Here is a 24,840-nt window from a genome sequence, read left to right as displayed (position 1 = left end):
TGTCTAAACACTCAAAAAGAAAAGAACTAAAATCACGATGATAACAGCAGTAAATACTAAGTTTAAATTATTTTGTTGTTTTTTTTGTGTCTCCATTTTTCTCTCCTTATTCTTCGTAAGATGCATTATGCACCGTTTTTATCCATTTATTTTGTGGTTTGAACCATGTGAAAAACCCAACTATTTGAGCTACCATATAGGTTAAAGAATTCCATATAAATGCCACGATCAAACGCAAAAAAAGTAAGATTTTTGCTAAAAAATTTGTTTGCTTATGAAAGTAAGGTCTGGCCTCTTGTACAAAGTATACTGTAGGAATAATTAAAAAATTAAGAAATTCTACTGCCACCCAGAATCTTAATAACGAAAAGAGATCTGGTAAATAGGCCCCTAATCGCGCATCTATGCACATAAATAATAATATAAATAAGAACGCAATTGGCCGAACCATCGAGTAGGAATAAAATAGCGTTTCTATTTTATTCAAAAAATCACTTAATGTCTCTGATTTAAATAGAGTTTTTACTTGCTTAACCGTTGTAGTAAAGGCCACTAACCAATGCCCTTGAGCCCACCGTTTTCTCTGATTATGACTTGCCACCAATGAATTAGGTTTTTCATCATGCACTATTGCAAAGTGATTCCATCCACTATGTTTTCCAGCCATAGATAATTCTACTTGCAGTTCAAAATCTTCTGTGTAACTTCGAGGGTTCCACCCGTACTCCGCCAGATAGCCTGTATCAAGAATGAAACCCGTTCCTCCAATAGCGGCATTCCACCCTAAACGATAGTTAGCATATTGCAAAGCACGGTTCGTAATAAAGTAAACAGCAGCATAACCTGAAGCGGTCATAGAAGAAACAACATTTTTCATACCCAGATACCCTTGTACAGCTGTAAACTCAGGATGAGCAATAACCTGTGAGTTCATTTCTCTTAAATAATTGGTGTCTACAATGTTGTCCGCATCAATGAAAGCTACAAAATCATACTGTTCCCAGTGCTTCGTCTCCACATACTTGTCAATTGCGTGAGGCTTACCCCTTGGCTCTTCTGGTTTAGAGATATTTTCTAGTAAAATGACCTCACTATAACCCTTCACTATATTCACTGTCTCATCAGTGCAGTTATCTGCGATAACAACAATATCAAACAACATGTTGTCATAGTTTTGATGAAGTAAGCTTTCAAGGGTTTCTGCGATAACATTTTCTTCATTGTGTGCGGGCACAACAAACACAAACTTTTTTTCATCAGGTTTCAAATCATAATCCCTTTTTGGTCTTCTGAGACCAAACAAGGAAAGGCAAGTAAAATAAATTAAATTCAAAAAAACAATTGCAACTAAAATGAGACTCACCCATTTTAGTGGTAAAAATACATATTCTGGTAATGTAAACATTACTACTCCTTAAATTTCACAAAAAATGGTGTATCATGTGTGATATGATACACCTACTGCACTCAAGAAGTGCTTAATTAAGTACTTCAGTGAATGTTGTTCCTTGAGCATCTGTGATGACTAGCTCATAAGTATAGTTTGCTTGGTTAGTGTAAGCTGCTGGTACAATCGCTTGGAAAGATTTTGTTGGATCAACGTCTACTGGAATCCCCCATGAACTAGAGAAAGTGTAGATATTATTACGAGTCGCAACAACTTCTCCAGAGGCATCTTTAATAACAAGCTTTTTCGTTGCTCCACTAAAATCTGCTGTTGTATTAACATAGCCTTCGAAGACTAATTCATTGGAGTTGTTCCAATATTTATTAAATACTTGAACTGATGCTTCAGCATCTCTTGTTATTACAATCCCTGGCTTATTATCAATAACTTGTGGCTTAACCGTATTTTGTTTAATCACAACTTGTTCCATATCAGCATAGTTGTCGTGCATAGGACCCATATACGATACGACTTGTTCTAGGTTTAAATCAATCGTATCTTTTTCCACGCCATCAATTGCTACAGACAATTGAATCGTATAATCTCCTTCTGACAAACCTCCTAAGACTTCGTTACTAATAATGATTTGGTAACCATTATAACGTGACGAATCATACCAATTAGTGTTCGCAGCCTTAATGCCTTCTGTAACTACTTCACCAGTTGTATGGTTTACCAGTTTGGCCGTTTTAGTAATACGGGAAGCTGTGGATAAATCCCAGCCTTCATTGTCCACTTGTCCTTCATATACTAAGCCATAGTACTGCCAGTAGCCATTTTTAAAGCTTGACGTAGTAGTATAAACTTTTTCCTTCACTTGAACTTTGGTCTCTGTACTTAGCTTGTCTTCCTTACCTTCTTGATGTCCAATGATTTGAACAGCGACAATTTGTCCTTCTTGTAAGTCTACTGAATCAGGTAAGGTAATATTGTAGCTTCCTTGATCTGCTTCAATATCCTCACGAGTCACCTCACTGCCGTCCACTGTGACTAAGATTTGATAAGTACGACCATTCATATTATCTTGAGCAGGTATTTTACCCGTTAACCCATCAGCATGAGCATACACATCATCCAAAGTCGCAGGTGCTACTGTCCAATTTGCATAGTTTGATCCATCGCTAACAATGACTTCATCTGAAGCAGCCGACTTATCTGCTTTTCCTTCCTGATGACCAGTGACGACCGCCTTGACTTTATCGCCTTCTTTCAATGTCATTTCTTTCGTTGTAAAGTTTCCATCGTCTGATACAGAGGCTTCCCCCACGGTTTCGTTATTAACAAAGATATCTACTGTATATGTACGCCCAAAATCTTTATTTTGATCACCAATATTACCACTAATGGCTACTGTCCCATCTGAAAGATCAGATACCTTCGGTTTGGCTACTGTCCAACCCTCATAGTTTGATGCATCGCTGACAATGACTTCATCTGAGGTAGCCGTCTTATCTGCTTTTCCTTCCTGATGTCCAGTAACAACTGCTTTAACTTTGTCGCCTTCAGACAAGATAATTTTATCAGCTGCAAAGGTACCATCTTCAGCAACTTGTGCCTGACCTTTAGAAACTCCATTAACAAAAATTTCTACTGTGTAAGAACGGTCAAACTCTTCATTTTGATTACCTATATGCCCTGATATTTTAGTATCTGTATCTTTCAACTCATCGACTACTGGTTTTTCAATTTTCCAGCCTGAGTAATCAGTTGCATCTGTGACTGTGACTGTAGTAGTTTGACTTGATTTATCTTCACGCTTTTCTTGAGAGCCAATAACTGTTGCCGAAATTTTTTCGCCCTCTTGTAATACGACATCTTCTAGCTTAAATGTCCCATCTTCTGCTGGGGTTACATAGATCGGATCTTCATCATCCGTCCAGATAGCTACTTTATAAGTTCTACCAGCTTCTGTATTTTGTTCTCCAATATTCCCAGTTATTGTGGTATCCGTATCCAGCATTGAATCTAAAGTTGGTTGATTGACCTCCCACGCTTCATAACCAGTATTATCGCTCACCTTCAATGTTGTTTGGCTTGTCTTATCAGGATAAGTTGCTGTAACTTTACCACTATCATCAGTAGCATCAGGTTGATGTCCTGTTACAACTGCCTTTATTTCATCACCGTAAGCCAAAGCACGTTGTTCTTCCTCATCCAAATCTGTTAACGCATAGCTGAATGGATAAGATTTTAAGGCAACATCTATGTTTTCTTCATCAATTATAAGCTCGTCGCCAAGATACACTTTCAAATCATACGTTCTACCAGCGGCACGGTTTTGAATTGGAACTTGACCCGTAATGACTGTCCCACCTTCATATAGCGGCCCGTTAATGATTGGATCTTGAACTTCCCAATCATCATATCCTTCATCGTCCTGCGTAATGACTTCAGCCGTAATTTCAGAACTCTCTTTATCTGTTTCACCTGGTTGGGAACCAACAATTTTAGCTTTTACTATGTCTCCTTTCTCTAAGCCGCTTAAATATGGGACATTTGTATCTGTTTCATCTTTGACAGCTTTATTATAAATTTCTTCCCCGTTAACCGTAACGATTAACTTATATGTGCGGTTGAGCTGTTGATTTTGAACTGGAGCATGGAATGGGATAATCAAGTCACCATCATACAAAATAGGCACTGATGGATCTTCAACTTTCCAGTCCTCCCAAGCTACAATATTTGTAGCATCACTTGCATGCGCAACAGTAGAATATTTAATTGGTTTTTCACCGTTGAGATTATCGTATTTTTCTTTCCCTCTGACACGAGCAGTTACAACATCCCCTTTATTCAGATAGCTTCCAAAATCAAAATCCCAATCACCTTTTTTGATTGTTTCTCCACGAGAATTTGTTCCCCCATCTTCGGTAGCCATTTGAATATATTTAAACGGAGTACCATTAACAGAGAGCTCAATATCATAGTCTGTTTCATGTTCATTGACTTCATCCTGGAGACCATTCCCGTAGTAATAAGAGTTTTTTTCTGTTAAATAATAGAGTGTGGTAGGTTCAACGGGATTTTCAATCCAAGAATTTTCGATTCCATCACTCGCGATACTCCCGACAATTTTGTTTGTTAATCCTAAGGAAGCCGAGTTTGCATCTGTCTTGGTTTGTACACTGTAGTTATCCTTGCGTTCGATAAGTTTACCAGTATCCTTAGACCATTGTCCCAAGTCAATATACATATCAACTTCAATGTCTATACCTGATAATAATTGAAGTGTATATTGAGATGTCTTATAATAGATGCTACCTGTTTTGCTATCGTAATTCATTGTATCAGGATTACCTAGCCAGCTGCTATTACCCCAAAGCTTCGAAGCAATATCATAACTGGTAGTCCCCCCTAAAGCAGAATCTTTTGAACGATACACAGTCCCACGGATATATTTTTGGTAATTATTTGTACTGAAAAATTCACCTGCAATATCTGGATCAATAGTAATTTCTTGGCGGTAAGCCTGTAAAGCAGCTGTACCGTTTCCGTGAGCTTTAGTGTGAATATGAAGAACATCTTCATCTGCCTCTAGTTCACTATAACTATCTTTGAAAGTAGTCAAACCGATTGCGGGAGCAATACCAGAATAGCCGTCCTCGCTAGTGTCATTAGAAGTTTCATTACTTAACATTGACACAGACGTATTACTCGTCGGTATAATCGCAGTTTTAAAAGTTGGAGCATTCCATACAGGGGCAGTAACAGCTACCCCTTTAGCAGTTGAATTAGCTGCATCCAAACTGAGCGTCTTGAGACTAACATTATTACCTTTTGCGATAGCTTTTTTCTTTAAGGCTTGGGAAGAACTCGCAGTAGTATCCTCATCACTTGACACAAATGTAGCTCCATATACCAGAGATCCGAGTAAACCTGGTATTATCAATGCTCCGGCGATATGCTGTTTATTAATTTTTCTCAATTTATATGTCTCCTATTTTATAAAATGTTTTGTTACGTGGCGAATTGTGGTTAATAAAAAAGTAATTTTCCGTTATATATGAACTCGTCGTGTAATCTCCTTTTTTAGTTTTTAAGCATATGCGTTGGAACCCATTAATAGTTTCAGTTAATTAATAACTTGCTGTTGAGTTTAAGCGAGAGGTGGAGGTTAAGTGACGCAAAAGCTTTTACAGTGCTTTATTTTATAGTAGCACTATCGTCTTTTCAACCAAGTTGTTTAGTCTGAAAATTCTGCCGATTATTTCTAGTAAGCGCTTTCCATCTCGCTCATGTGTTACACATCGAATTATCTGAACATTTAATACAAGGATAAAACTTGTAATATCTACTTTGCTCCTCTAAACTATTTGAATAAATGAGAAACCGTAACATATAAACTTCCAATTCGAAAAACTACACCGTGTCTATTATTTCAATTTCGTAACTAACTCAGTACAAGATTTAATCTTGATTTAGAGATAAATTCTGAGCTTTCTCATCATATTAAAACTTCTTTTTAGTTTCTTCACTGTAACTTCTTTCCAAGCTAAACTATTTGGACTAAAAGAAGAGATTATTTTCTCCCTGACTCTCTAATTAACAACATAAAACATTTCTCTTGACATGGAACGCGTTCCACACCTTACAATAGATTTAACAACAAAAGTAAGGAGATTTTAACTATGGAAATCAAACACATTTTTACCGACATGGATGGTACTTTGCTGAATGCTCGTGGCGCGTTGGCCGAAACTGATCGCTGGGCGATTTATTATAGCAACCTCCCCATTACCCTTGTTTCATCTCGAAGCCCGATCGAGATGCAGCCTGTGATTGAACAACTGCAGCTCTCTGCACCACAGGTTGCATTTAACGGAAATCTCACATTTATCAAAAATCGTTTTGGGATAGAAATTTTAGATAAACATATCCTCTCACCGACTTTAGTGACACAACTTTTAGACTTTATTGAAAAAGAATACCCTCAAATAAGCTTGAGCTGGTATAGCATGACTCACTGGTATATCAAAAAACAAGATAAGGCCGTATTTTATAAGAAAGCTTTGACAGGGATGGAACCAAAGCTCAAGCATTTTGAGGGGCAATCTGAAATATATAAGATTATGATGATGTCCTTTAATCCTGCAGATTTAGAAAAGCTGCAGGAAGCACTTGACCAGTTAAATTTAGAGAATGTCACCATTCGTAGAGCCGATGCATATACTCTCGAAATCACGTCAAATGTAGGATCTAAGGTGGTTGCCGCACAACAAATCCTGCTAAACGAAAAGCTTACTTTTGAAGAAAGTGCGGCTATCGGCGATAGCATCAATGACCTTTCTCTTTTGCAAGCGGTGGGATTCGGAATTGCCGTAGAAAATGCTAGCCCTTCCATCAAAGCGCATGTTAAAATGGTAGTAGCAAAAAATACAGAACATGGTGTCGCTGAGGCACTCTCTGCCATCCATGATTTTAATGAATAGGTGACTTCATGACTTCACTCTCTGATCTCTCTCAACTTACAGGTTACTCTAAAGCAACAGTATCACGAGCCATCTCAGGTAATGGGTACGTTTCAAAAGAAGCTCGCGCGCTTATCTTAAAAGTCGCTCAAGATTTAGACTATGCAACAAATGCCATCGCACAAGATTTAGCTAGCGGTCGTTCCAGAAATATTGGTGTTGTCCTTCCTTATGTCAAAGCTCCTTTTTTTAGACAGGTGCTTGAAGGGATTTTGGAAAAGAACTTTGAAACAGGCTATAAAATCGTCATCCTCCCCTCAAACTATAATCCAAAATTAGAAATTCATTATCTGGAACAATTTAGAAAAAAAGCTTTCGAAGCCTTGATTTTTACTTCGCTTCAAGTCTCTGAAGCGACAATTTTGGACTACCAAAAGTATGGACCTATCATTCTATGTCACAAACCACACAGCGAGCTTATTCCTGCAAGTTATGTCGAGCGCAAACCTGGATATCACAAGGTTTTTCAGTGGCTCAAGGAGCAACAATGCTCAAAAGTTGGTTTTCTGTTATCAAGGGATGTTAGCCCTACAACTTCAGTTACCCTACAAGCCTATGAAGAAGTTTATGGGATGAAAATCAAAGCTCGACAAGTAAAAACAGGTTCAGTCGTTCCAGATGATGGCTATCAACTTGCACCTCAATTAACAGAGTTTGATAGTATTTTTGCCAATTCTGATGATATAGCTGCAAATGTATGGCGCTGGTTTGATGAGCAAAAATTACCCAAACCTCTTATCGTTGGACAAGATTGCCTCCTTTCGGGGCATTTGCTAAACTTACCTACCGTGGATAATCATTATCTTGACGTTGGTCGTTCCGCTTTTGAACTGGCTATTTCCAAAGAAATAAAGCAACTTGCAACTCGTTCAGAGTTTATCAGAAAACGCTAGAAATATAGCCGAAGTTCTTTTAAACTTCGGTTTTTTTCTCCTTTTTAAAATAAATCCAGCAACTTATGATAAAGGGCTAATGTTTTGTTATAATGAAATATAATCAATAGATAACAGATGAATTAACGCGGAAATGAAACAACATCATTCGTTTTAAATTATTTGTTTTCTTTATAATTTAGCTCTAGATTGGAAATCATGAAATTCTATCAAAAATTTATTGAAAATGAAAAATTAAGGCGATGGATCGTTCTTCTCTTAATGATTGCCTTGATTTATTTCTTAAGAAGTATTCTACCTTTAGTTTTGCTTACCTTCATTTTCAGCTACCTTGCCTATCGTTTTGTCAATTTTGTTAAAGTGAAAACAAAACTCTCTGAAAAACTTATTGCGCCATTACTTTATGGCTCCATTCTCGTTCTAATTTATCTAGGAATCACACAGTATCTCCCTGTTCTGATTAAAGAGATCACCCATCTCGTAAATGCTGTTGCCAAGTTTTATCAGGTTAATAATCAGACTGACAGCGAGTTTATGTCCATGATCTATCAATTTTTAAAAGAATATAATCTTATGGGGAAACTCCAAACAGGCATGCTAACAATTATGAGTTATGTGACGAGCTTTGGGAAGGGGTTGATGATTTTCGCCTTTGCTTTTTTGATGAGTTTCTTTTTTACAATTGATCGTAAGGAAACTAATCGGTTTTCTAACCTCTTTTTAGAAAGTGACCTTGCTTGGTTCTTTGAAGATATCCATTATCTTGCCAAAAAATTCGTAAGAAGTTTCGGTGTAGTCATTGAAACACAGTTTATTATTGCTCTGGTTAATACGGGCTTAACTGTCCTCGTCTTGAGCGCTCTTAAATTTCCCGAACTGTTTAGTTTGGGAGTAATGATTTTCGTTTTAAGTCTCATACCGGTAGCGGGCGTGTTAATTTCTTGTATCCCCCTCACTGTCATTGCCTACTCTGTTGGAGGATTAAAAGATGTGCTGATCATTTTGAGCATGATTCTCTTGATTCATGCCTTGGAATCTTATGTTCTCAATCCACGGCTAATGTCTCAAAAAACCAAAGTTCCTATCTTCTATACCTTTATTATTCTCTTTTTAGGAGAACATTTCTTTGGAGTATGGGGGTTACTAACCGGTATTCCTCTGTTCAACTTCGCCCTCGATCTTTTAAATGTAAAGGCGCTCCCTCTTACTCCGAAACTTCCCCCAAAATAATAGGCTCTCACCTCCAAGTCCTAAACGATATGATATGGTATGATATAATCATACTGATATTATAGGGAAGGGGATAACTATGAAAACGATACTCGTTTTATGTGAATCTGGCTACTGGCATGATTTGCGCTCTGGTTTAAATCAAGTTGGCATATCTTTTCTAGGTTTTGACAAGAAAAAACCCAATCGTTTTGAAATTGAACAGCTGGTTGCTAAGGCTGATTTTGTGGTCATGAGAAATGTGAATGTCGCTCACCACTCTGTGCGCTTTGCTAAAGAAGCTTGTAAAGCAACAAATACTCCTTTCTGGATTAGTCATAATTTTGGTGTAGAATCAATTATCAACCACTTTAATGAAACTTTCCCGGAAGAAAGTGTTCATTTAGCTCGTAAAACCAGTCAAGCTAAAAACACTAAGCCGCCACGCAAAACCATCCATTCAAAAACTACGAAAGATAAAGCTGAAGCACAGCTAATCACTAAATCTCTTAGTCAAAAGCATAAGCATCTTCCTTTAAAAAACATATTAAAAGATGTCCAAATAAGTGATGAACCTGATTTTGAAAAAATGTTTAAAAAAAAGCACTGACCAAACAGTGCTTTTTATTTTATATTAATTTTTCTTTATGAATTTGCTCAAAGTTCTGATCTCCATCATTCAGTTTCTCCCAAATGACGACTTTACCTGTCGCTCGAGACTTTGGAACATCAATAATTCGTTGATTGGAAGAGCCACGAAATTGAAGCATAAGATTTTTCTTTGACAGTTCAAATCGTCCATCCACTAAAATGTCAAGTAAATCAAGCATTTCTAGTTTATCTTCCGTTTCCAGCATCATTTCTTCCCAGGTATAACCCGTCCATGACCAAATGTCTTTATCCGGTAGTTCTTTACGTATTCGCTTAAGTAATGGGAGGAGAAAAGTTGTATTAAGAAATGGTTCGCCACCAAGTAGCGTTAACCCTTGTACATAGGGTTGAGCCAAATCTTCCATGATGCGCTCTTCCAACTCTTGAGTGTAGGGCGTGCCATAGCGAAATGACCAGGTCGCTTGATTATAGCAGCCTGCGCAATGAAACATACAGCCACTCACATAAAGTGAGCAGCGCACCCCTTCACCATCCACGAAATTGAAGGGTTTATAATCGGCAATATAATTTTGTGAGAGCTCTTCAGCTCTCCATTCGCCTGGTTTTGGATTGTTCATTAAAAACTTGCCTTTTCTTTATACAAAAAGCAAAGTTCTTCTGCTTTTGGTATTCTTTATATCTTTATTAATTTATATTATTATATTTCTTTTTTTCTTTGCCAATTCTTACTAAGCTCATTATTTCTGAAATTAAAACGAATATCATGATAAGTAATCCAAGAAACATCACTGCTGTTCCAGTAATAGACATTATTATTGAAATTTTTTCTAACCATACTAGCTTATTTAGCAGAGATGCTAGTAGCATAGGATAAAATATACTTACTAATACCGTTCCCGTAACAATTGGAAAAATAGCTATCCTCATATCATCGACTTTTGAAACACTTCTAATTCCTGAACGCTTTCTGTAATCCAAATTAGCGTTATAATATCTTCTTCTGAACTGATTGTACTGTTTAGAGAAATCCAATAAAGTAACTGCTTTTTCAGCATAGAAAGCATCATTATATAATTCAATTATATATCCAGAATATCCATTTTTATCAATATACTTTATAAATTCTTTTAATTTTACTTTAATGTTTTCCATTTTTTCACTATCATCAATTTTAGCAAAAAATTCAAAATGAAATTTAGAAAACACATTCTCTAATAACTTCTTGGAAATATCTCTAGAAAAACTCTGTGTGTCTTGCCTCCCTTGAAAAAAACTTGTTATTAGTCCAGCTATAACAGAAGAACTAAGAAGAGAAACAAGTACAGTCACTATTACATCCATAGCTATGCCTATCTAATTAAATTTAACATTATACTTATTTCTCCGCAAAATATTTTGATTTTGCTTCGTCAACTTCGACTGAATCAATCAAATTTCCATCGTTCAAGGCTCCGACAGAACCATTCATATGTTTTACACGTGATGAAATTTCTTTATGGCGTCCGTGAACCATCGGACGTGCTTGCGGATTTCCAAGATATCCACAAGTTCTTTTGACAACGTCACAGGTTTTAGGATCATCATTGCCACATTGTGGACATTTAAATCCACGTTCCGTTGCCGCAAAATCACCTTCAAAGCCACAAGCATAGCAGTGGTCAATTGGTGCATTTGTTCCAAGATAGCCAATACGATCGTAGGCAAAGTCCCAGACTGCTTCAAGAGCTTTCGGATTTTGTTGAAGGACAGGATATTCACAGTAATGAATGAATCCACCATTGGCATAAACAGGATAGTCTTTTTCAAACTCTAATTTTTCAAATGGAGTTGGATTTTTACGCACATCATAATGGAAAGAATTAGTATAGTAATCTTTGTCAGTAATATCTGCAACTGAGCCAAATTTTTCTTTGTCCATCCGGCAGAACCGGTCAGTTAGGCTTTCTGATGGTGTTGAGTAGACTGAATAATGATATCCAGATGCTTTAGACCATGCTTCACAATCTTCATGCATCCGTTTCACAATTTCAATGGTAAAAGCTTTAGCTTCGGGGTTATTTTCCCAAGTTGGCCCGTAGAAGGTTGTTGCCACTTCATAAAGCCCAATATATCCTAAACTTACAGTTGCGCGTTCATTATTGTAGAGATCATCAACAGCTCCATCGGCGTCAAGGCGGCCCAAGGCGCCATTCATAAAGAGAATAGGTGCATTTTTAGGTTGTGCTTCTTTAGCACGTTCCACACGAAAGGCAAGCGCATCATGAGCAATTTCAATTCTTTCATTGAAGATTTCCCAAAATTTTTCTTTATTTCCAGCGGCTTCAAGAGCAATACGTGGAAGGTTGACTGTGACAACTCCAAGATTATTCCGTCCTGCTGTCACGTCATTACCTTGGGCATCTTTCCAGCCTTGTAAGAATGAACGACACCCCATTGAAGCTTTAAATGAACCTGTTAATTCAACAATTTTATCATAGCTCAAAATATCAGGGTACATCCGTTTTGTTGAACATTCAAGCGCAAGTTCTTTGATGTCATAGTTGGGTGTCCCTACTTCAAGGTTAAGCCCACGTTTGAGTGTGAAAATTAATTTTGGGAAAATCGCGGTGCGGTGTTCTGCGCCAAGTCCACCAATCCGGACTTGAAGAATTGCTTTTTGTATTTCACGCGCATACCAATCCTCCCCAAGACCAAAACCAACTGTTACAAATGGCGTTTGACCATTTGAGGTAAACAAAGTATTAATCTCATATTCTAAAGATTGCATTGCATCATAGATATCTTTGGCTGTTTTTTCACGAGCATAAGCTTCTTGTTTTTCAGCACCATCAATCCATTTTTGTGCATCTTTTAAATGTTTTTTATAATTTAATTTCGCGTAAGGCGCCAATACTTCATCGGCACGGTCAAATGAACAACCACCATATTGTGAACTAGCCACGTTAGCGATGATTTGACTGGCTTGAGCAGTTGCTGTTTGAATTGATTTTGGCGAATCGACTTGCGCATTGCCAAGTTTAAAGCCATTTTCAAACATATTTTTAAAGTCAATCAAACAACAGTTAGACATGGTTGTAAATGGGCTATAATCTAAATCATGATAATGAATATCACCTTTTTGGTGAGCATTGGCGACGTGAGGTGGAAGCATTTTAAGGCCGATGGCCTTGGAAACAGCGCCAGCTGTCAAATCACGTTGGGTGTTAAAAACATTGCTGTCTTTATTCGCATTCTCATTCACCACCGTTTGATCGCGATTGATAAGTTTTTCAATGGTAAAATTAATATCAGTAGCTTTAGAGCGTTCAATATCTCGTTTGGCACGATAGCTGATGTATTCTTCAGCGAGCGCTGCTTCACCCGATTCCAGTAACTCTTGTTCGACAATACTTTGAATCTCATAAATTTTGACATTCTCAGAAAAGCGCGCGAAAATTTCACTGACCACTCTGTCAGTAAGTTCTGACAGCATCGTTTGATCGGTCATTTCTACTTTTTCAGCCGCTTTCGTCAGTGCATCAAAAATCTTTTGGCTGTTAAATTTTACAGAGCGCCCATCACGCTTAATCACATTTATTTCTTTAACTTCAATTTCCTGATTTAATACTTCTGTTCTCATTTTTTATCCTCGTGCACTCTAAATTCTTTCCTCACTATTTTATCAAATTCTCACACTTAACACAATATATAGTGGGTAATTATGTAAAAGAATACAACATCTTGTGGCTTAAGGCTTACGGCACTTTGCAAGCTCTCTCAGAAAAAATGTCTGCGTTTTGTTTAAAAAATGTAATAGTTTTGTTTAAAAACTGAATTTCTAAAGCTTAAAATTGGCAGAAAGTAAAGGAAGTTACTGACAGCCTGATAAGTTGACCACTGCAGGCAATTGCTAAAGAAAATTTTTTCAACTTTAAAAAACATCATAGTTACCTTTCAAAAAAAATCGTTTACAATTCGCCATACAATTGAAATCTTTTATTTTAATGTTTTTGTCATTTTGTTATAACAAATTGCTTCTTACATGGTAGAATAGAAGTATTCATTTTGTAATTTTAAAATTTCTCTACGGAAAGGAAACGATTTATGCCCGCTTCACGTGTTAAAGTAAAAAATAGACATCTAAAAAAGAAGGCGAAAAAGCCTTTAACTTTTCATAAACCTGCCTCTAAATTCGCTGGGGCGGTCCTAATTGCTGGTACGCTGACTACAACACACGATCTTTTAGTGCAACAGGCCCAGCCTATCGTTCAAGCAGCTACCAATTCGACGGAAGCATTTATCGAGAGTATTGCAGCCTCTGCTAAACCCGTCGCTGATGCCAATGGACTTTATCCATCCGTCATGATAGCGCAGGCTATTTTAGAAAGTAACTGGGGAACAAGCCAGCTTTCCCGTGCACCTTACTATAACTTATTTGGAATTCAAGGAACTTATCAAGGAAAAAGTGTCGTTTTCAAGACCCAAGAATACTTGAATGGTAAATGGGTAACTAAAGACATGCCGTTTCGTGTTTACCCTTCTTTCAATGAGAGTTTTCAAGATAATGCCCATGTCCTAAAAACCACTAATTTTGGGAATGGTCCTTATTACGCAAAAGCCTGGCGTGCTAATGCAGCAACTTATCAACAAGCTACAGCAGCCCTTACTGGTAAATATGCTACAGATCCAAACTATGGTGCCTCACTCAATCGAATTATCTCCCAATATAATCTTACCCGTTTTGATGGTTCCACCACTTCAGGAACTAACACAACCACGCCAACGCATACAACTAGCGGGAACTCCTCCACTGGCAACGCAACAACCACTAGCTACACTGTAAAATCGGGCGACACCCTTTGGGGCATTTCACAAAAATATGGCGTCAGTGTTGCTCAAATCCAAAGTCTCAATAAACTTAAGAGTACGACAATCTATATTGGGCAAAAGCTGACAATCCGTAGTGCTACAAATAGTTCATCCTCTTCGTCCAGTACTACCACACCCACAACTTCTGTCACACCAGCAAAACCAGCAAGCCAAACGAAAGTTTCCGTCAAATCGGGCGATACCCTCTGGGCACTCGCTGTTCGCTATAAAACGAGCGTAACCCAATTGAAAAGTTGGAATCACCTCACTAGCGATACAATTTATATTGGACAAAGTTTGATTGTCTCACAAAGCGGAGGAAGCACAACTTCTTCATCGGCTTCTTCAAAGCCTTCAAATACTTCTAAGCCATCCAGCACTGCTACGAATTCTACCATTCATAAAGTAGTCAAAGGTGACACGCTTTGGGCCTTATCGCAAAAGACAGGTGTGCCAGTTGCTTCTATCAAGGCATGGAATCACCTTTCTAGTGATACCATCCTGATTGGACAATACTTACGAATTAAATAAACCACAAAAAGCTACGCTTAGCGTAGTTTTTTTATTTCCTCTTTTGAAAAAATAACGAATTAAAAAGCCCCAAAAGGGCTTTTTAGAATGTTTGTATTGCCATTCTTCCTATTTCATCAAGAAAGCTGATCAATGAAGTGAATAAGAATCCACAACTCCCCCCTACATCCTCGTTTAAGCATTGGTAACCTCTACTTGGCAAGATCGTAGTGTTTCTAGTGCTGCTTGATGTTTTTCAGGAGAGACTCCTGCACAACAAGAAGCATCAACACTTACTTTGACTTCGGGCGCATAGGCTTTAATCAGTAAGGCATTAGATACCACGCAAATATCTGTACAAATCCCGATGAGTTCTACTGCATCAAATGCCTCCTCCTTGATATATTGGGCCAGTTCAAGCGAGCCAAATGTTGTCTTTTCAAAGACTTTAGCGTAACCAACTTGTGCTTCCTTGCGTATTTCCCATCCCAGTGTTCCTTTTTGGCAATGCAAAACAGGTAAGTTTTTCCCTTCTTGCGTAGAGAGGTAATCTTCAAAATGTGTGTCCTTTGTTGCAAAACGACAAGCTTCAGGATAGGTTTTTAGTTTTTCTAAAACAGTAGGGACGATTTTTTGTGCTTCGGGTGTTCCTAAACTTCCATCAATAAAATCATTCTGAAAATCCACTAATATCAAGGCTTTTTTCATTGGTTTTCTCCTTTATGCGCTGTGATTTTTATTTATTATATCATTTATTTTTCTAAGACAAAAGAACTGCGCTAACACACAGTTCTTTTGTCATTTTGAGAAGTATTAACTTAGAAATCAACTTCATCAGGGTTTTTAGCCAAACCAGCTTTTCCATGAAGGCTGTCAATAAAAGCAATATCTTCAATACTTAAATCAAAATCAAAGATTTCTGCATTTTCTTTAATTCTTGCAGGGGTTACTGATTTAGGAAGTGGTAAATATCCTTTGTGAAGAGACCAACGCAATACCACTTGAGCAATACTCTTGTTGTATTTACTTGCCAAGTCTGCAAGTTCGGGAACTTCAAAGATTTTACCTGTTCCAAGTGGGCTGTAAGCCTCAGTCAAGATATTGTTGTCCACATTAAAACTTACAATTTCTTCTTGTTGATCACTTGGGTTGACCATAATTTGGTTAACTGCTGGTTTAATTTCAGCAAATTTCAACAATGGTTTTAGGTGACGTGGGTGGAAGTTTGAAACACCAATTGCACGGATTTTACCAGCTTTTACGCCTGCTTCCATGGCTTTCCAAACTGCAAGATTACGTGTTTCAAAATCAGGGCGGAATGCTTTAGGATTTGGCCAATGAATGAGGTACAAATCAACATAATCCAGTCCCAATTTTTTCAAGGATTCATCCAAAGCTTTCGCAGCGTCCTCTGTTGTTCCTACGCCCCAAAGTTTTGTGGTCACAAAAAGTTCATCGCGCGCAATACCAGAGTCAGCAATTGCTTTTCCGACGGATTCCTCATTGCCATAGACTGCCGCAGTATCAATATGACGGTAACCTGACTCGAGGGCCACTTTCACAGCATTGTAGGCTTCTTCCCCACTTTTAGATTGCCATGTTCCAAAACCAACTTTAGGAATTTTTACGCCGTTATTTAAGGTATAAGTATCTGTTAAAGTCATATGTATTCTCCTTTTATAGTAAGCCAAGCGCCAAGTAGAATGAGGATAAACTGCTGTGCATGCGTCGCACAGGTTGTTTTCCAACTACTTTTGTAAACGTTATAACGTTATTTTACCACTTTATAATAAAAATAAAAAAAGATTTCGCTTAAAAATGAATGTAAGCACTCCCCTTTAATCTGTTACTACATCCTCCCCATTTGATTTTTAAACTTTAAATTGCTAGAATGAAGCTTAGAGAAAGCATTAAAGGAGATATAATTATGGCAGAAGTAGAATCTTTCCAACTGGATCACACAAAAGTTCTCGCACCTTATGTGCGTTTAATCGGTGCTGAATCAGGACCAAGCGGCGATGTAATAACAAATTTTGATGTTCGTTTTGTACAGCCTAACGCTAATGCAATCGGAATGGCAGCTTTACATACTATTGAACACTCTATGGCAAGTTTGATTCGTGACCGAATTGACGGCATGATTGACTTTTCACCTTTTGGATGTCAAACTGGTTTCCACATGATTATGTGGGGTGAACATAGTTCAGAAGAAATCGCTAAAGTAATCAAGTCTTCTCTTGAAGAATTGGCTGGCGATACTTTTGGCTGGGATAATGTCCCTGGTGTTGCTGAAAAAGAATGCGGAAATTACCGTAATCACTCCCTTTTTGGAGCAAAAGAATGGGCTAAAAAAATTCTTGCTGAAGGAATCTCCACTGACCCTTACGAACGTAAAGTTATTTAAAATTTTTACGTTGGGGACTGCTGGAGCACTCTGGAATTTACTGACCGACCTGTCAGTAAATTTTTTATTAAAAAAACGCTGACAGACCTGTCAGCATCTGCTAGAAAAAACGATAGGAAACATTTTCTAATGGGAAAATATCAACTCGATCACAAAGGACAGCAAGCTGTCGGAAAATTTCATGAAAAAAACTCAACGGTAGGCGGAAAAGGTATCAATACTAAAAATGCGACGCAAGCTAAAATCGCTGCCCTACGCGAAAAAATGGAGAACAAAAAGAATGACAAAAAAGCTTAATATCGCCTATGTAGGCTTTGGTAAATCCACCAATCGCTATCATATTCCCTTTGTTAAAACTCGTGAAAACATCGTCATCAAGCGGGTGGTTAACCGTACTTTAGGAAAGCGTCCCGAGCAAGCTCTGCTTGAGGCTGAAGGAACGCTTTTTTCAACAGATATCAATGATATCATCAACGATGACAGCATTGATTTAGCAGTCATCGTAACTCCAGCCTTCGCTCATTATGATTTCGCGAAACAGTTACTTTTAGGCGGTAAAAACGTGTTGTGTGATAAGCCTTTGGTTGAGACTTTAGCACAGGCTAAGGAGTTAGTTGAAATTGCTCGCTCTAAGGACTTATTCTTTATGCCTTTCCAAAATCGCCGTTTTGACAGTGATTTCTTAACTGTTCAATCTGTCATTGAAAAAGGCTATTTAGGTGAACTTATTGATATCACTGTCAATATGGATCATTTTCGCCCTAATGATGCACAACCAGGTAAAAATTTTGATGGGGCTTGGTATGGTCACGGGGTTCACATGGTCGATCAAATGGTTTCGCTCTTTGGTCAACCACAGCAAGTGCAATATGATATTCGTTCTACACGCGATAAAGACAGCGTAGATGATTATTTTTCGGTCAACCTGCTCTATCCTAACTTACGTGCGACTGTAGCAGCGACTGAAGTTGCTGCCCTTCCTCATCCAAAATGGGTAGTCTACGGAACACGGGGCACTTTCATTAAACAGGATGTTGATCAACAAGAAAATGATCTGAAATTAGGTATGATGCCAGGTTCTACAGGCTTTGGCCAAGATAGTCCAGCAGACTTTGGAAATCTGACCTACTACAACCAAAACGGAGATCGTATTGTTAAAACAATTCCAACAGTCGCTGGTGATTATGCACGCGTTTATGATGCTGCTTATGCTTCAATTATCAATGGTGCTGACAAGCTGGTCAGTGATGAACAAATGCTGACAGTCATTGAAATTTTGGAAAATGGTTTTAAAAAATAAAAAAGAAGGCTAAGCCTTCTTTTTTTATTTGGTGTTTCTTGATTTTTGAATTTTTTTGAGCAATCCTTTAAATTGCCCTTGAAACGTTAAGACATCATTAAAAATATCTTCACCATCATTAAGCATTTTGACGGTTACCCAACCCAATGTTTCTGTGATCGTCGTAGCAACAGTGGCATTGATTATGCCGCCTGTAACCGTTCCTACTGCAGGCACAAACTTAATAACGTTTCCTACGACACTTCGTCCCAAACCAACCACGACAAGTTCTTTTGTAAAGCCTTTGGCAAGCCCTTCAGACCAAGAGGCACCAAATAATTTATGAAGGCGCATCATCATTGTCAATTGGATAGGTACCAGCAAAAAGGCATCAGAAAAAGGAATGGGAGAAAAGCCGACGATAGCAGCTGCTAATGTCGCAAAATGAATGGTCTCATGACACTTACGACGTGTAACTTCATCAACATTTTTTAAATATTCATCAAAAAGATGATCCAACTTTTCTCCATTTTTGGCTAAAAAGGCTTCGGCTTTCACTTTAGTTTGTCCAAGTGAGTTCCGGATAAGTGTTGCGGATTTGGCTGGCATTTTAAGCAATACTTGATTGAAAAATTCATCAAAACCTTCTGATTTTTCCTGAGACCTGTTTGCATCTTTTTCTGAATAATTACTTTTATCTTTTCCTTTATTAAACATGAGACTCCTTTCAGCTAATCTTGTCTTCATTATAACAAAAACTCTCAGCTTGAAGTAAAAAAACGACGCAAAAAACAACCAATCCCACTAAACAGGATTGGTCGTTTCAAGTAGACGAGAATACGTGAGTTAGAGCAGCATCAAGACAACTTGGAGTGTCGCTGCAAGAGCATAAAAGCCATAGGAGAAGAGAAGGATTTGGTTGTGCCGCTCAATAGTCCGATGGCTCACTAGAAGCATCAGATACACACCCAAAGCAGTAATTAAACCAGCCGAGTGAATGAAAGCGGTCGGGACAGGTTGTAACATAAAATACTCTGCGAGCGAAACCAACGCCGCAACGGGCAGCAGGCTAGCTAATGTCCAGTGGTGGGTCACCCCAAAACTATAGCTGAGGTTATTTTTGGTAGCACGCCAACGAGCGATACCGTAGTAAATACCCGCAAAGCCAAACGAGATGAGAACGGGCGCTACCCAAAGCATTACTAAACTAAAATTAGAAAATTCACGTTCTGATTGAAGCAGCGGCCATTGAATCATCAGTGTTAGCATCAAAAAGCTGATGACGGAACCGACCATTCCAAGCCGAGAGAGATAGAGACGATGAGCTTTTGTTTTATACGATCCTGCAAACATATGAGACTCCTTTCTGCGAGTTACGTTTTTCATCTTTTTCTTATAATTTTATTATACTATTTTTAAAAAATTAAATAAAGCAAGATGCAAAAAAGAATTTGCCTGCTGCAAATTCTTATTTTTTTATTATTTATGTTAAAAAGTTTACTGACGAGCTGGTCAGCCAGCAAATTGTGAATTATAGAGGTCGGCATACATCCCTTCTTGGGCGAGGAGTTCCTCATGGGTCCCCGTTTCTACGATATTTCCTTTATTCATTACCAAGATCTGATCCGCTTCACGAATGGTTGAAAGGCGGTGTGCAACGACAAAGCTGGTACGCCCCACAAGCAGACGGTTCATGGCACTTTGAATTAACCGCTCTGTGCGCGTGTCTACACTTGAAGTCGCCTCATCTAAAATCAAGATTTCGGGATTGGCCAAAAAAGCACGGGCAATCGTTAAAAGCTGGCGTTGTCCCTGTGAAATATTTGTTGCTTCTTCATTGAGAACAGTCTGATAGCCCTGAGGAAGTGTGGTAATAAATTCATCAGCATGCGCCATTTTAGCTGCAGCGAGTACTTCTTCATCTGTAGCTTCAAGCCGACCGTAGCGTAGATTATCCCAGATGGTGCCGCTAAAGAGCCAGGTTTCTTGAAGGACCATGGCCATGCTTTGACGAAGCACTTGACGATTGATTGCCCGAATGTCTACTCCATTGCGTGAGATTTTGCCCGAAGTGACCTCATAAAATCGCTCCAATAAATTAATCAATGTTGTTTTCCCAGCACCAGTAGGACCTACAATCGCGATCATTTCCCCTTTTTCAACCTCAAAATTTACCTGCGTCATCAAAGGTTGCTCATCATTATAGCTAAAGCCCACTTGATCAAAACGGATAAAAGGTGGAGCACTGACCATGCTGTCAGTAACTTTTACCGATGCAAGAGGTAGCTCGACAAGTTCTTCTTCATCTAAAACTTCAAATATCCGTTCAGCTGAAGCAACTGTAGCTTGGATGGTGTTCATCATGTTTGAAATATTGGTAATAGGTTGAGCAAATTGATTGGTATATTGCAGCATCGCTTGTACATCGCCCAGATTGACCGTCCCTGAGATGACCTTAAGTCCACCGATCACAGCCATCGCTAAATAGTCTAAATTATTAATAAAACGCATGGTAGGATAAATCAAAGTAGAGACAACCTGAGCTTTCCACGCGACTTGATAAAAGGCTTCATTTTGCTGATCAAAGGCTTCCTGAGCTTTTTTTTCATGATTGAAGCTCTTAATTACGGTATGTCCAGCATAGTTTTCTTCGATTTGATTATTGAGTAAGCCAAGATTTTTTTGTTGCTCTGAAAAAAATTTTTGGGATAAAGGCGCTACAATCCTCACTGTCAGCATCGCAAGCGGTACTGTAACAAAAGCTACAAGTGCTAACTGCCAAGAAATTGTAAGCATAAAGTAGATTGTTCCAACAAACTGTAAAACGGAGGTTACCAATTGTATGAGGGTTTGATTGAGTGTTCCTGAAATATTATCCATATCGTTAATCATCCGACTCATGATATCACCGTTATTGTGCGTGTCATAGTAAGCCACAGGTAACTTTTGCATTTTAGCTTTAAAAGCACGGCGCAAAGCATAAACCGTCCGCTGAGAAATTCGAGTCATAATGCTTTGCTGTACGACACCGGACACAAAACTGATTAGATATATCACAGCAACTTCACTTAAAATCATGGTCACTTTGGTCATATTTATGTCGGGCGCCGTATTTTTCTGAAACCCTTGGGTAATCCCATTAAAGATAACCGTGGTCGCCTCTCCCAGAATCTTTGGAGCTTGTACAGAGAGGAGGACTGATACAGCAGCAATCAAAAGAGAAAAAAGGACACCCCAAAAATCTCTTCTCATGTACTTAAATAAGCGTATCAGTGTTGGCCAAAAATTTTGTGGGCGCGCAGCTTTACTAAAACGCCCCGCTCCCTTGCCTCCACGATTCAATTGACTGCCTCGCATCATAAGTGTTGTCCTCCTTTCAAGAGAGCAGTTGAAGTTTCATTTTCCCACTGCCTCCAATTGACACCCAACTTTTGTAAATCTTGGTCCGAAAGTTGTGAGCGCATAATTTCCTGATAAGCTGGACAAGTCTGGGCCAGCTTTTCATGTGTCCCCAACCCTGCAATATGGCCATTCTCCAATACCATGATTTGATCAGCAGTCATCACCGTTGCGATACGTTGTGCAACAATGAGTTTTATCTTATCTTGGTGCTTTTGAGAATGCGCAATAGCTTGGCGAAGCTTACGGTCTGTCGCAAAATCTAATGCAGAAAAAGAATCATCAAATAAATAGAGCTCAGCGGGTTTAATGAGTGTCCGTGCAATCGCCAGGCGTTGTCGTTGACCCCCACTAAAATTGGCCCCATTTTGCTCGACAACCAAATCTAATCCGCCCTGTTCTTTAACAAAATTCGCCGCTTGTGCAAGAGAAAGCGCTTCCCACATCTCCTCATCAGTAGCATCTGCTTTTCCCAACAATAAATTAGAGCGTACTGTTCCTGAAAACAGGACCGCCTTTTGTTGTGTCAATGCCACCTTTTCACGGAGCACATGTTGAGAAAGTAGACGAATGTCATCGCCACCCAGCTTGATGTTTCCCGAAGTTGGATCCATCAGGCGGGCAATTAAATGCAAAAGTGTCGTCTTGCCAGCCCCTGTTCCACCAATAATGGCAAGTGTTTCGCCTTGCTCAACAGTCACTGACAGATCCGTCAGCACCTCTCGTGCCGCTGCATCAAATTTAAAGCTGACCTGCTCCAATTGCAAAGCATGCCGTGATAGCTCTGACAATCGTTCCTTCGCAACAGTAGGGTTTGGATCTTTGATTTTATCTTCCTTTTCCAAAACCTCACGAACACGCTGAGCTGAAACCTGAGCACGTGGGACCATCACCGCAACTGCCGAAAGCTGCATAAAGCTCATCAGTATCTGAGTCGCATAAGTCAAAAAGGCGACAAGCGCTCCCACCTCCATCATTTTTTGACTAATTAAACGTGCGCCAAACCAGACGATTCCAATATTTGTGAAACTTAGAATCACAGTCATGATTGGCATTAATAAGGCAATCGTCGTCAGAACAACTCGGCTTGTATGGGTCAAATCCCGGTTAGCTTCATCAAACTTTTCTATCTCATAATCATCCCGGTTAAAGGCCCGAATCACTCGTACCCCTGTTAAACCCTGCTGAAAAATAAGGTTAATCTTATCGATCTTCGTTTGCATGCTACGAAAACGAGGCATGGCAATCGCAATGTTAATCACGACTGCTAAGGCCAATACAGGCAGAGCAACCACAAAAACCAACATCAAGTCATGCGACAAATGCCATGCCATAAAGATAGAACCAATCAACATCATAGGCGCCATCAACATCATGCGCAACATGGTCTGAAACACATTTTGCAACTGTGTCACATCATTCGTTGTGCGTGTGATCAGTGTAGCGTCACCAAAATCCTGAAAATTTCGCTCATCCATAAAAAGGATTTTCTTAAATAAATCCCCTCGCAATTTTTTCCCCAACCCTTGGGATTGCTTCGACGCAAAATAAACATTTCCTATTGCAGAAAGCCAGCTGATAAGGGCAACAGCGAGCATTACAGCACCCATCGTCCAAATATAGGTCATATCGGATTGGGCAATCCCTTTATTGATGATATCTGCGGTAATCGTTGGTAACCAGAGGTTGGTCACAACTTGGATGATTAATAAAAAAAGCGCCCAAAAGACGGGCCAAAAATTTAAATAGCGGCGGCCTATGTTTAACATCGCATCTCCTTTTTCTTCCCCATCAAAAATTTCAAACTATTATTTGTAGTTTATATTTAATGCCATTAGTTTCATGACTCATATTATAGCATTTTTGAATAAAAATAGCAGAAAAAGTTACTGACAGCTCTGTCAGTAACTTTTATACTTCATATTTCTTCATCATTCGGGGCAACTCTTCAATCAAATGAGTAGGTAAGACAACGTAAGCTGTCTTTGCAAGCTCCTTTGCAATCTTACTATGAAGATAAGTCGCCGCCGTGATGGCTTGTAAATTTTCTGTAGTAAACTGCCCAAGAAAACTTCCAATGATGCCTGCAAGCGTATCACCCATGCCACCTGTTGCTTGTGCAGGAGTACCTATCGTTAAACCATAAACTTCTTGTCCGGGTGCAAAAATTTTTGTTTCCGAAGATTTAGCTACGACAACAGCGCCCAACTCCTCCACAAATTCCTGAACTTTCGGCACAGTTTGCCCCCCAATTTTTAGTCCAGAAAGACGCTCCAGTTCCTTCTCATGCGGAGTGAGGACTGTCTTATGTGGAAAAGGTAAAGCAAGCTGTTTCTGCGCAATAAGCGTAAGGGCAGAACCATCAGCAACTACCCACTGCTCCTCACGCACCTCCTCCATTACTAACTCAACCAAATCCCCCCTGTTTAAACCAAGACCTGGACCAATAACAATCACATCAGCACTTGCAAGAAGTGATTTTACTTGTGTTCTATCCCCATAGTCTGCCACCATGGCTTCTGGTAACCGGGCATGCAAAGCAGCATGATTGCAAGGCGCGGTCGCCACACTCACTAATCCTGCACCAGAATAAACAGCACTTGAAGCTGCTAAAATAGCTGCGCCCCCATAGGTTTCATTGCCTCCAATGATGAGCAAACGGCCGAATGTTCCCTTATGAGAATGCGCTGGTCTTTTTGTTATTGTTTTAAATAAAATATCATCTGTCAGTTCAATCATACTGCTATTTTACCGCATTTCATGGTAAAATT

20 protein-coding genes are annotated in these 24,840 nt (G+C 38.9%); 8 read left to right on the top strand and 12 right to left on the bottom strand.

Translation table 11 applies throughout. The features are described from left to right. Positions 1 to 106: 106 nt before the first annotated feature. Positions 107 to 1,405: a glycosyltransferase family 2 protein gene (locus tag JW886_RS02310; protein WP_205872208.1), complete on the bottom strand. Its 1,299-nt coding sequence runs from the start codon at positions 1,403 to 1,405 to the stop codon at positions 107 to 109. A gap of 73 nt (positions 1,406 to 1,478) precedes the next feature. Beyond that, positions 1,479 to 5,372 (bottom strand): hypothetical protein, encoded by a 3,894-nt coding sequence (locus JW886_RS02305; RefSeq protein ID WP_205872207.1) that lies wholly within the window; start codon positions 5,370 to 5,372, stop codon positions 1,479 to 1,481. A 703-nt stretch (positions 5,373 to 6,075) separates the two neighbouring features. On the opposite strand from JW886_RS02305, the gene JW886_RS02300 reads away from it, so the two are divergent. From JW886_RS02300 to JW886_RS02285, 4 genes are all read left to right on the top strand, one after another. Then, positions 6,076 to 6,876 (top strand): HAD family hydrolase, encoded by an 801-nt coding sequence (locus JW886_RS02300; RefSeq protein WP_205872206.1) that lies wholly within the window; start codon positions 6,076 to 6,078, stop codon positions 6,874 to 6,876. Between the two features lie 8 nt (positions 6,877 to 6,884). After that, complete coding sequence (locus JW886_RS02295) at positions 6,885 to 7,808, top strand: LacI family DNA-binding transcriptional regulator (RefSeq protein WP_205872205.1); 924 nt, start codon at positions 6,885 to 6,887, stop codon at positions 7,806 to 7,808. Between the two features lie 198 nt (positions 7,809 to 8,006). Further along, complete coding sequence (locus JW886_RS02290) at positions 8,007 to 9,038, top strand: AI-2E family transporter (protein WP_075524899.1); 1,032 nt, start codon at positions 8,007 to 8,009, stop codon at positions 9,036 to 9,038. Between the two features lie 79 nt (positions 9,039 to 9,117). Further along, positions 9,118 to 9,627, top strand: a complete 510-nt coding sequence (locus JW886_RS02285) for a DUF2325 domain-containing protein (protein WP_205872204.1) — start codon at positions 9,118 to 9,120, stop codon at positions 9,625 to 9,627. Positions 9,628 to 9,646: 19 nt separating this feature from the next. On the opposite strand, the gene nrdG is transcribed toward JW886_RS02285, so the two are convergent. From nrdG to nrdD, 3 genes are all read right to left on the bottom strand, one after another. Continuing rightward, a complete protein-coding gene (gene nrdG / locus JW886_RS02280) occupies positions 9,647 to 10,246 on the bottom strand; it encodes an anaerobic ribonucleoside-triphosphate reductase activating protein (protein ID WP_075524901.1) in 600 nt (199 codons plus the stop codon). Between the two features lie 67 nt (positions 10,247 to 10,313). Further along, positions 10,314 to 10,970 carry a hypothetical protein gene (locus JW886_RS02275; RefSeq protein WP_205872203.1) on the bottom strand — a complete coding sequence of 219 codons (657 nt, stop codon included), beginning with the start codon at positions 10,968 to 10,970 and terminating at the stop codon, positions 10,314 to 10,316. Positions 10,971 to 11,004: 34 nt separating this feature from the next. Next, positions 11,005 to 13,248 (bottom strand): anaerobic ribonucleoside-triphosphate reductase, encoded by a 2,244-nt coding sequence (gene nrdD, locus JW886_RS02270; RefSeq protein ID WP_205872202.1) that lies wholly within the window; start codon positions 13,246 to 13,248, stop codon positions 11,005 to 11,007. A gap of 464 nt (positions 13,249 to 13,712) precedes the next feature. Here nrdD and JW886_RS02265 point away from each other — a divergent pair, with 464 nt between their 5' ends. Further along, positions 13,713 to 15,008, top strand: coding sequence for a LysM peptidoglycan-binding domain-containing protein (locus JW886_RS02265; protein WP_205872201.1), 1,296 nt, complete (start codon positions 13,713 to 13,715; stop codon positions 15,006 to 15,008). Positions 15,009 to 15,182: 174 nt separating this feature from the next. Here the strand turns inward: JW886_RS02265 and JW886_RS02260 are convergent, their stop codons facing one another. Both JW886_RS02260 and JW886_RS02255 read right to left on the bottom strand, forming a co-directional pair. Then, positions 15,183 to 15,695, bottom strand: coding sequence for a cysteine hydrolase family protein (locus JW886_RS02260; RefSeq protein WP_205872200.1), 513 nt, complete (start codon positions 15,693 to 15,695; stop codon positions 15,183 to 15,185). 110 nt (positions 15,696 to 15,805) lie between these two features. Further along, entirely contained in the window at positions 15,806 to 16,651 is an 846-nt protein-coding gene (locus tag JW886_RS02255; RefSeq protein WP_075524905.1) for an aldo/keto reductase, read from the bottom strand. 263 nt (positions 16,652 to 16,914) lie between these two features. On the opposite strand from JW886_RS02255, the gene JW886_RS02250 reads away from it, so the two are divergent. From JW886_RS02250 to JW886_RS02240, 3 genes are all read left to right on the top strand, one after another. Beyond that, positions 16,915 to 17,391, top strand: a complete 477-nt coding sequence (locus tag JW886_RS02250; RefSeq protein ID WP_075524906.1) for an S-ribosylhomocysteine lyase — start codon at positions 16,915 to 16,917, stop codon at positions 17,389 to 17,391. A 129-nt stretch (positions 17,392 to 17,520) separates the two neighbouring features. Beyond that, on the top strand, positions 17,521 to 17,688 hold the full coding sequence (locus tag JW886_RS02245) for a hypothetical protein (RefSeq protein ID WP_196756708.1): 168 nt from the start codon (positions 17,521 to 17,523) through the stop codon (positions 17,686 to 17,688). Beyond that, positions 17,672 to 18,691 carry a Gfo/Idh/MocA family oxidoreductase gene (locus JW886_RS02240; RefSeq protein ID WP_205872199.1) on the top strand — a complete coding sequence of 340 codons (1,020 nt, stop codon included), beginning with the start codon at positions 17,672 to 17,674 and terminating at the stop codon, positions 18,689 to 18,691. Before JW886_RS02245 ends, JW886_RS02240 begins: the two co-directional genes overlap by 17 nt. Before the next feature lie 24 nt (positions 18,692 to 18,715). Here JW886_RS02240 and JW886_RS02235 read toward each other — a convergent pair whose 3' ends face one another. From JW886_RS02235 to JW886_RS02215, 5 genes are all read right to left on the bottom strand, one after another. Further along, a complete protein-coding gene (locus tag JW886_RS02235) occupies positions 18,716 to 19,387 on the bottom strand; it encodes a YcjF family protein (protein ID WP_205872198.1) in 672 nt (223 codons plus the stop codon). Between the two features lie 129 nt (positions 19,388 to 19,516). After that, the gene (locus tag JW886_RS02230; RefSeq protein WP_205872197.1) at positions 19,517 to 20,023 is read right to left on the bottom strand and encodes a hypothetical protein; all 507 of its coding nucleotides are present in this window, start codon (positions 20,021 to 20,023) and stop codon (positions 19,517 to 19,519) included. Between the two features lie 159 nt (positions 20,024 to 20,182). Beyond that, positions 20,183 to 22,030: an ABC transporter ATP-binding protein gene (locus tag JW886_RS02225; protein ID WP_205872196.1), complete on the bottom strand. Its 1,848-nt coding sequence runs from the start codon at positions 22,028 to 22,030 to the stop codon at positions 20,183 to 20,185. Next, the gene (locus tag JW886_RS02220) at positions 22,027 to 23,838 is read right to left on the bottom strand and encodes an ABC transporter ATP-binding protein (RefSeq protein ID WP_205872195.1); all 1,812 of its coding nucleotides are present in this window, start codon (positions 23,836 to 23,838) and stop codon (positions 22,027 to 22,029) included. Before JW886_RS02220 ends, JW886_RS02225 begins: the two co-directional genes overlap by 4 nt. Before the next feature lie 142 nt (positions 23,839 to 23,980). Next, a complete protein-coding gene (locus JW886_RS02215) occupies positions 23,981 to 24,808 on the bottom strand; it encodes an NAD(P)H-hydrate dehydratase (RefSeq protein WP_205872194.1) in 828 nt (275 codons plus the stop codon). Between the last annotated feature and the right edge of the window lie 32 nt (positions 24,809 to 24,840).

It is taken from the genome of Lactococcus taiwanensis (genome assembly GCF_017068355.1).
GTDB classification, from domain to species: Bacteria; Bacillota; Bacilli; order Lactobacillales; family Streptococcaceae; genus Lactococcus; species Lactococcus taiwanensis.
Note: the sequence above shows the minus strand (reverse complement) of the source record. Positions and strands in the feature narration are given on the sequence as shown.

Coding starts and splice junctions, on each gene's coding strand:
- JW886_RS02310 (WP_205872208.1), bottom strand. CDS start 1,405: ATGTTTACATTACCAGAATATGTATTTTTACCACTAAAATGGGTGAGT.
- JW886_RS02235 (WP_205872198.1), bottom strand. CDS start 19,387: ATGTTTAATAAAGGAAAAGATAAAAGTAATTATTCAGAAAAAGATGCA.
- JW886_RS02260 (WP_205872200.1), bottom strand. CDS start 15,695: ATGAAAAAAGCCTTGATATTAGTGGATTTTCAGAATGATTTTATTGAT.
- JW886_RS02225 (WP_205872196.1), bottom strand. CDS start 22,030: ATGATGCGAGGCAGTCAATTGAATCGTGGAGGCAAGGGAGCGGGGCGT.
- JW886_RS02240 (WP_205872199.1), top strand. CDS start 17,672: ATGACAAAAAAGCTTAATATCGCCTATGTAGGCTTTGGTAAATCCACC.
- JW886_RS02220 (WP_205872195.1), bottom strand. CDS start 23,838: ATGTTAAACATAGGCCGCCGCTATTTAAATTTTTGGCCCGTCTTTTGG.
- nrdD (WP_205872202.1), bottom strand. CDS start 13,248: ATGAGAACAGAAGTATTAAATCAGGAAATTGAAGTTAAAGAAATAAAT.
- JW886_RS02285 (WP_205872204.1), top strand. CDS start 9,118: ATGAAAACGATACTCGTTTTATGTGAATCTGGCTACTGGCATGATTTG.
- nrdG (WP_075524901.1), bottom strand. CDS start 10,246: ATGAACAATCCAAAACCAGGCGAATGGAGAGCTGAAGAGCTCTCACAA.
- JW886_RS02250 (WP_075524906.1), top strand. CDS start 16,915: ATGGCAGAAGTAGAATCTTTCCAACTGGATCACACAAAAGTTCTCGCA.
- JW886_RS02275 (WP_205872203.1), bottom strand. CDS start 10,970: ATGGATGTAATAGTGACTGTACTTGTTTCTCTTCTTAGTTCTTCTGTT.
- JW886_RS02265 (WP_205872201.1), top strand. CDS start 13,713: ATGCCCGCTTCACGTGTTAAAGTAAAAAATAGACATCTAAAAAAGAAG.
- JW886_RS02245 (WP_196756708.1), top strand. CDS start 17,521: ATGGGAAAATATCAACTCGATCACAAAGGACAGCAAGCTGTCGGAAAA.
- JW886_RS02295 (WP_205872205.1), top strand. CDS start 6,885: ATGACTTCACTCTCTGATCTCTCTCAACTTACAGGTTACTCTAAAGCA.
- JW886_RS02255 (WP_075524905.1), bottom strand. CDS start 16,651: ATGACTTTAACAGATACTTATACCTTAAATAACGGCGTAAAAATTCCT.
- JW886_RS02230 (WP_205872197.1), bottom strand. CDS start 20,023: ATGTTTGCAGGATCGTATAAAACAAAAGCTCATCGTCTCTATCTCTCT.
- JW886_RS02290 (WP_075524899.1), top strand. CDS start 8,007: ATGAAATTCTATCAAAAATTTATTGAAAATGAAAAATTAAGGCGATGG.
- JW886_RS02215 (WP_205872194.1), bottom strand. CDS start 24,808: ATGATTGAACTGACAGATGATATTTTATTTAAAACAATAACAAAAAGA.
- JW886_RS02300 (WP_205872206.1), top strand. CDS start 6,076: ATGGAAATCAAACACATTTTTACCGACATGGATGGTACTTTGCTGAAT.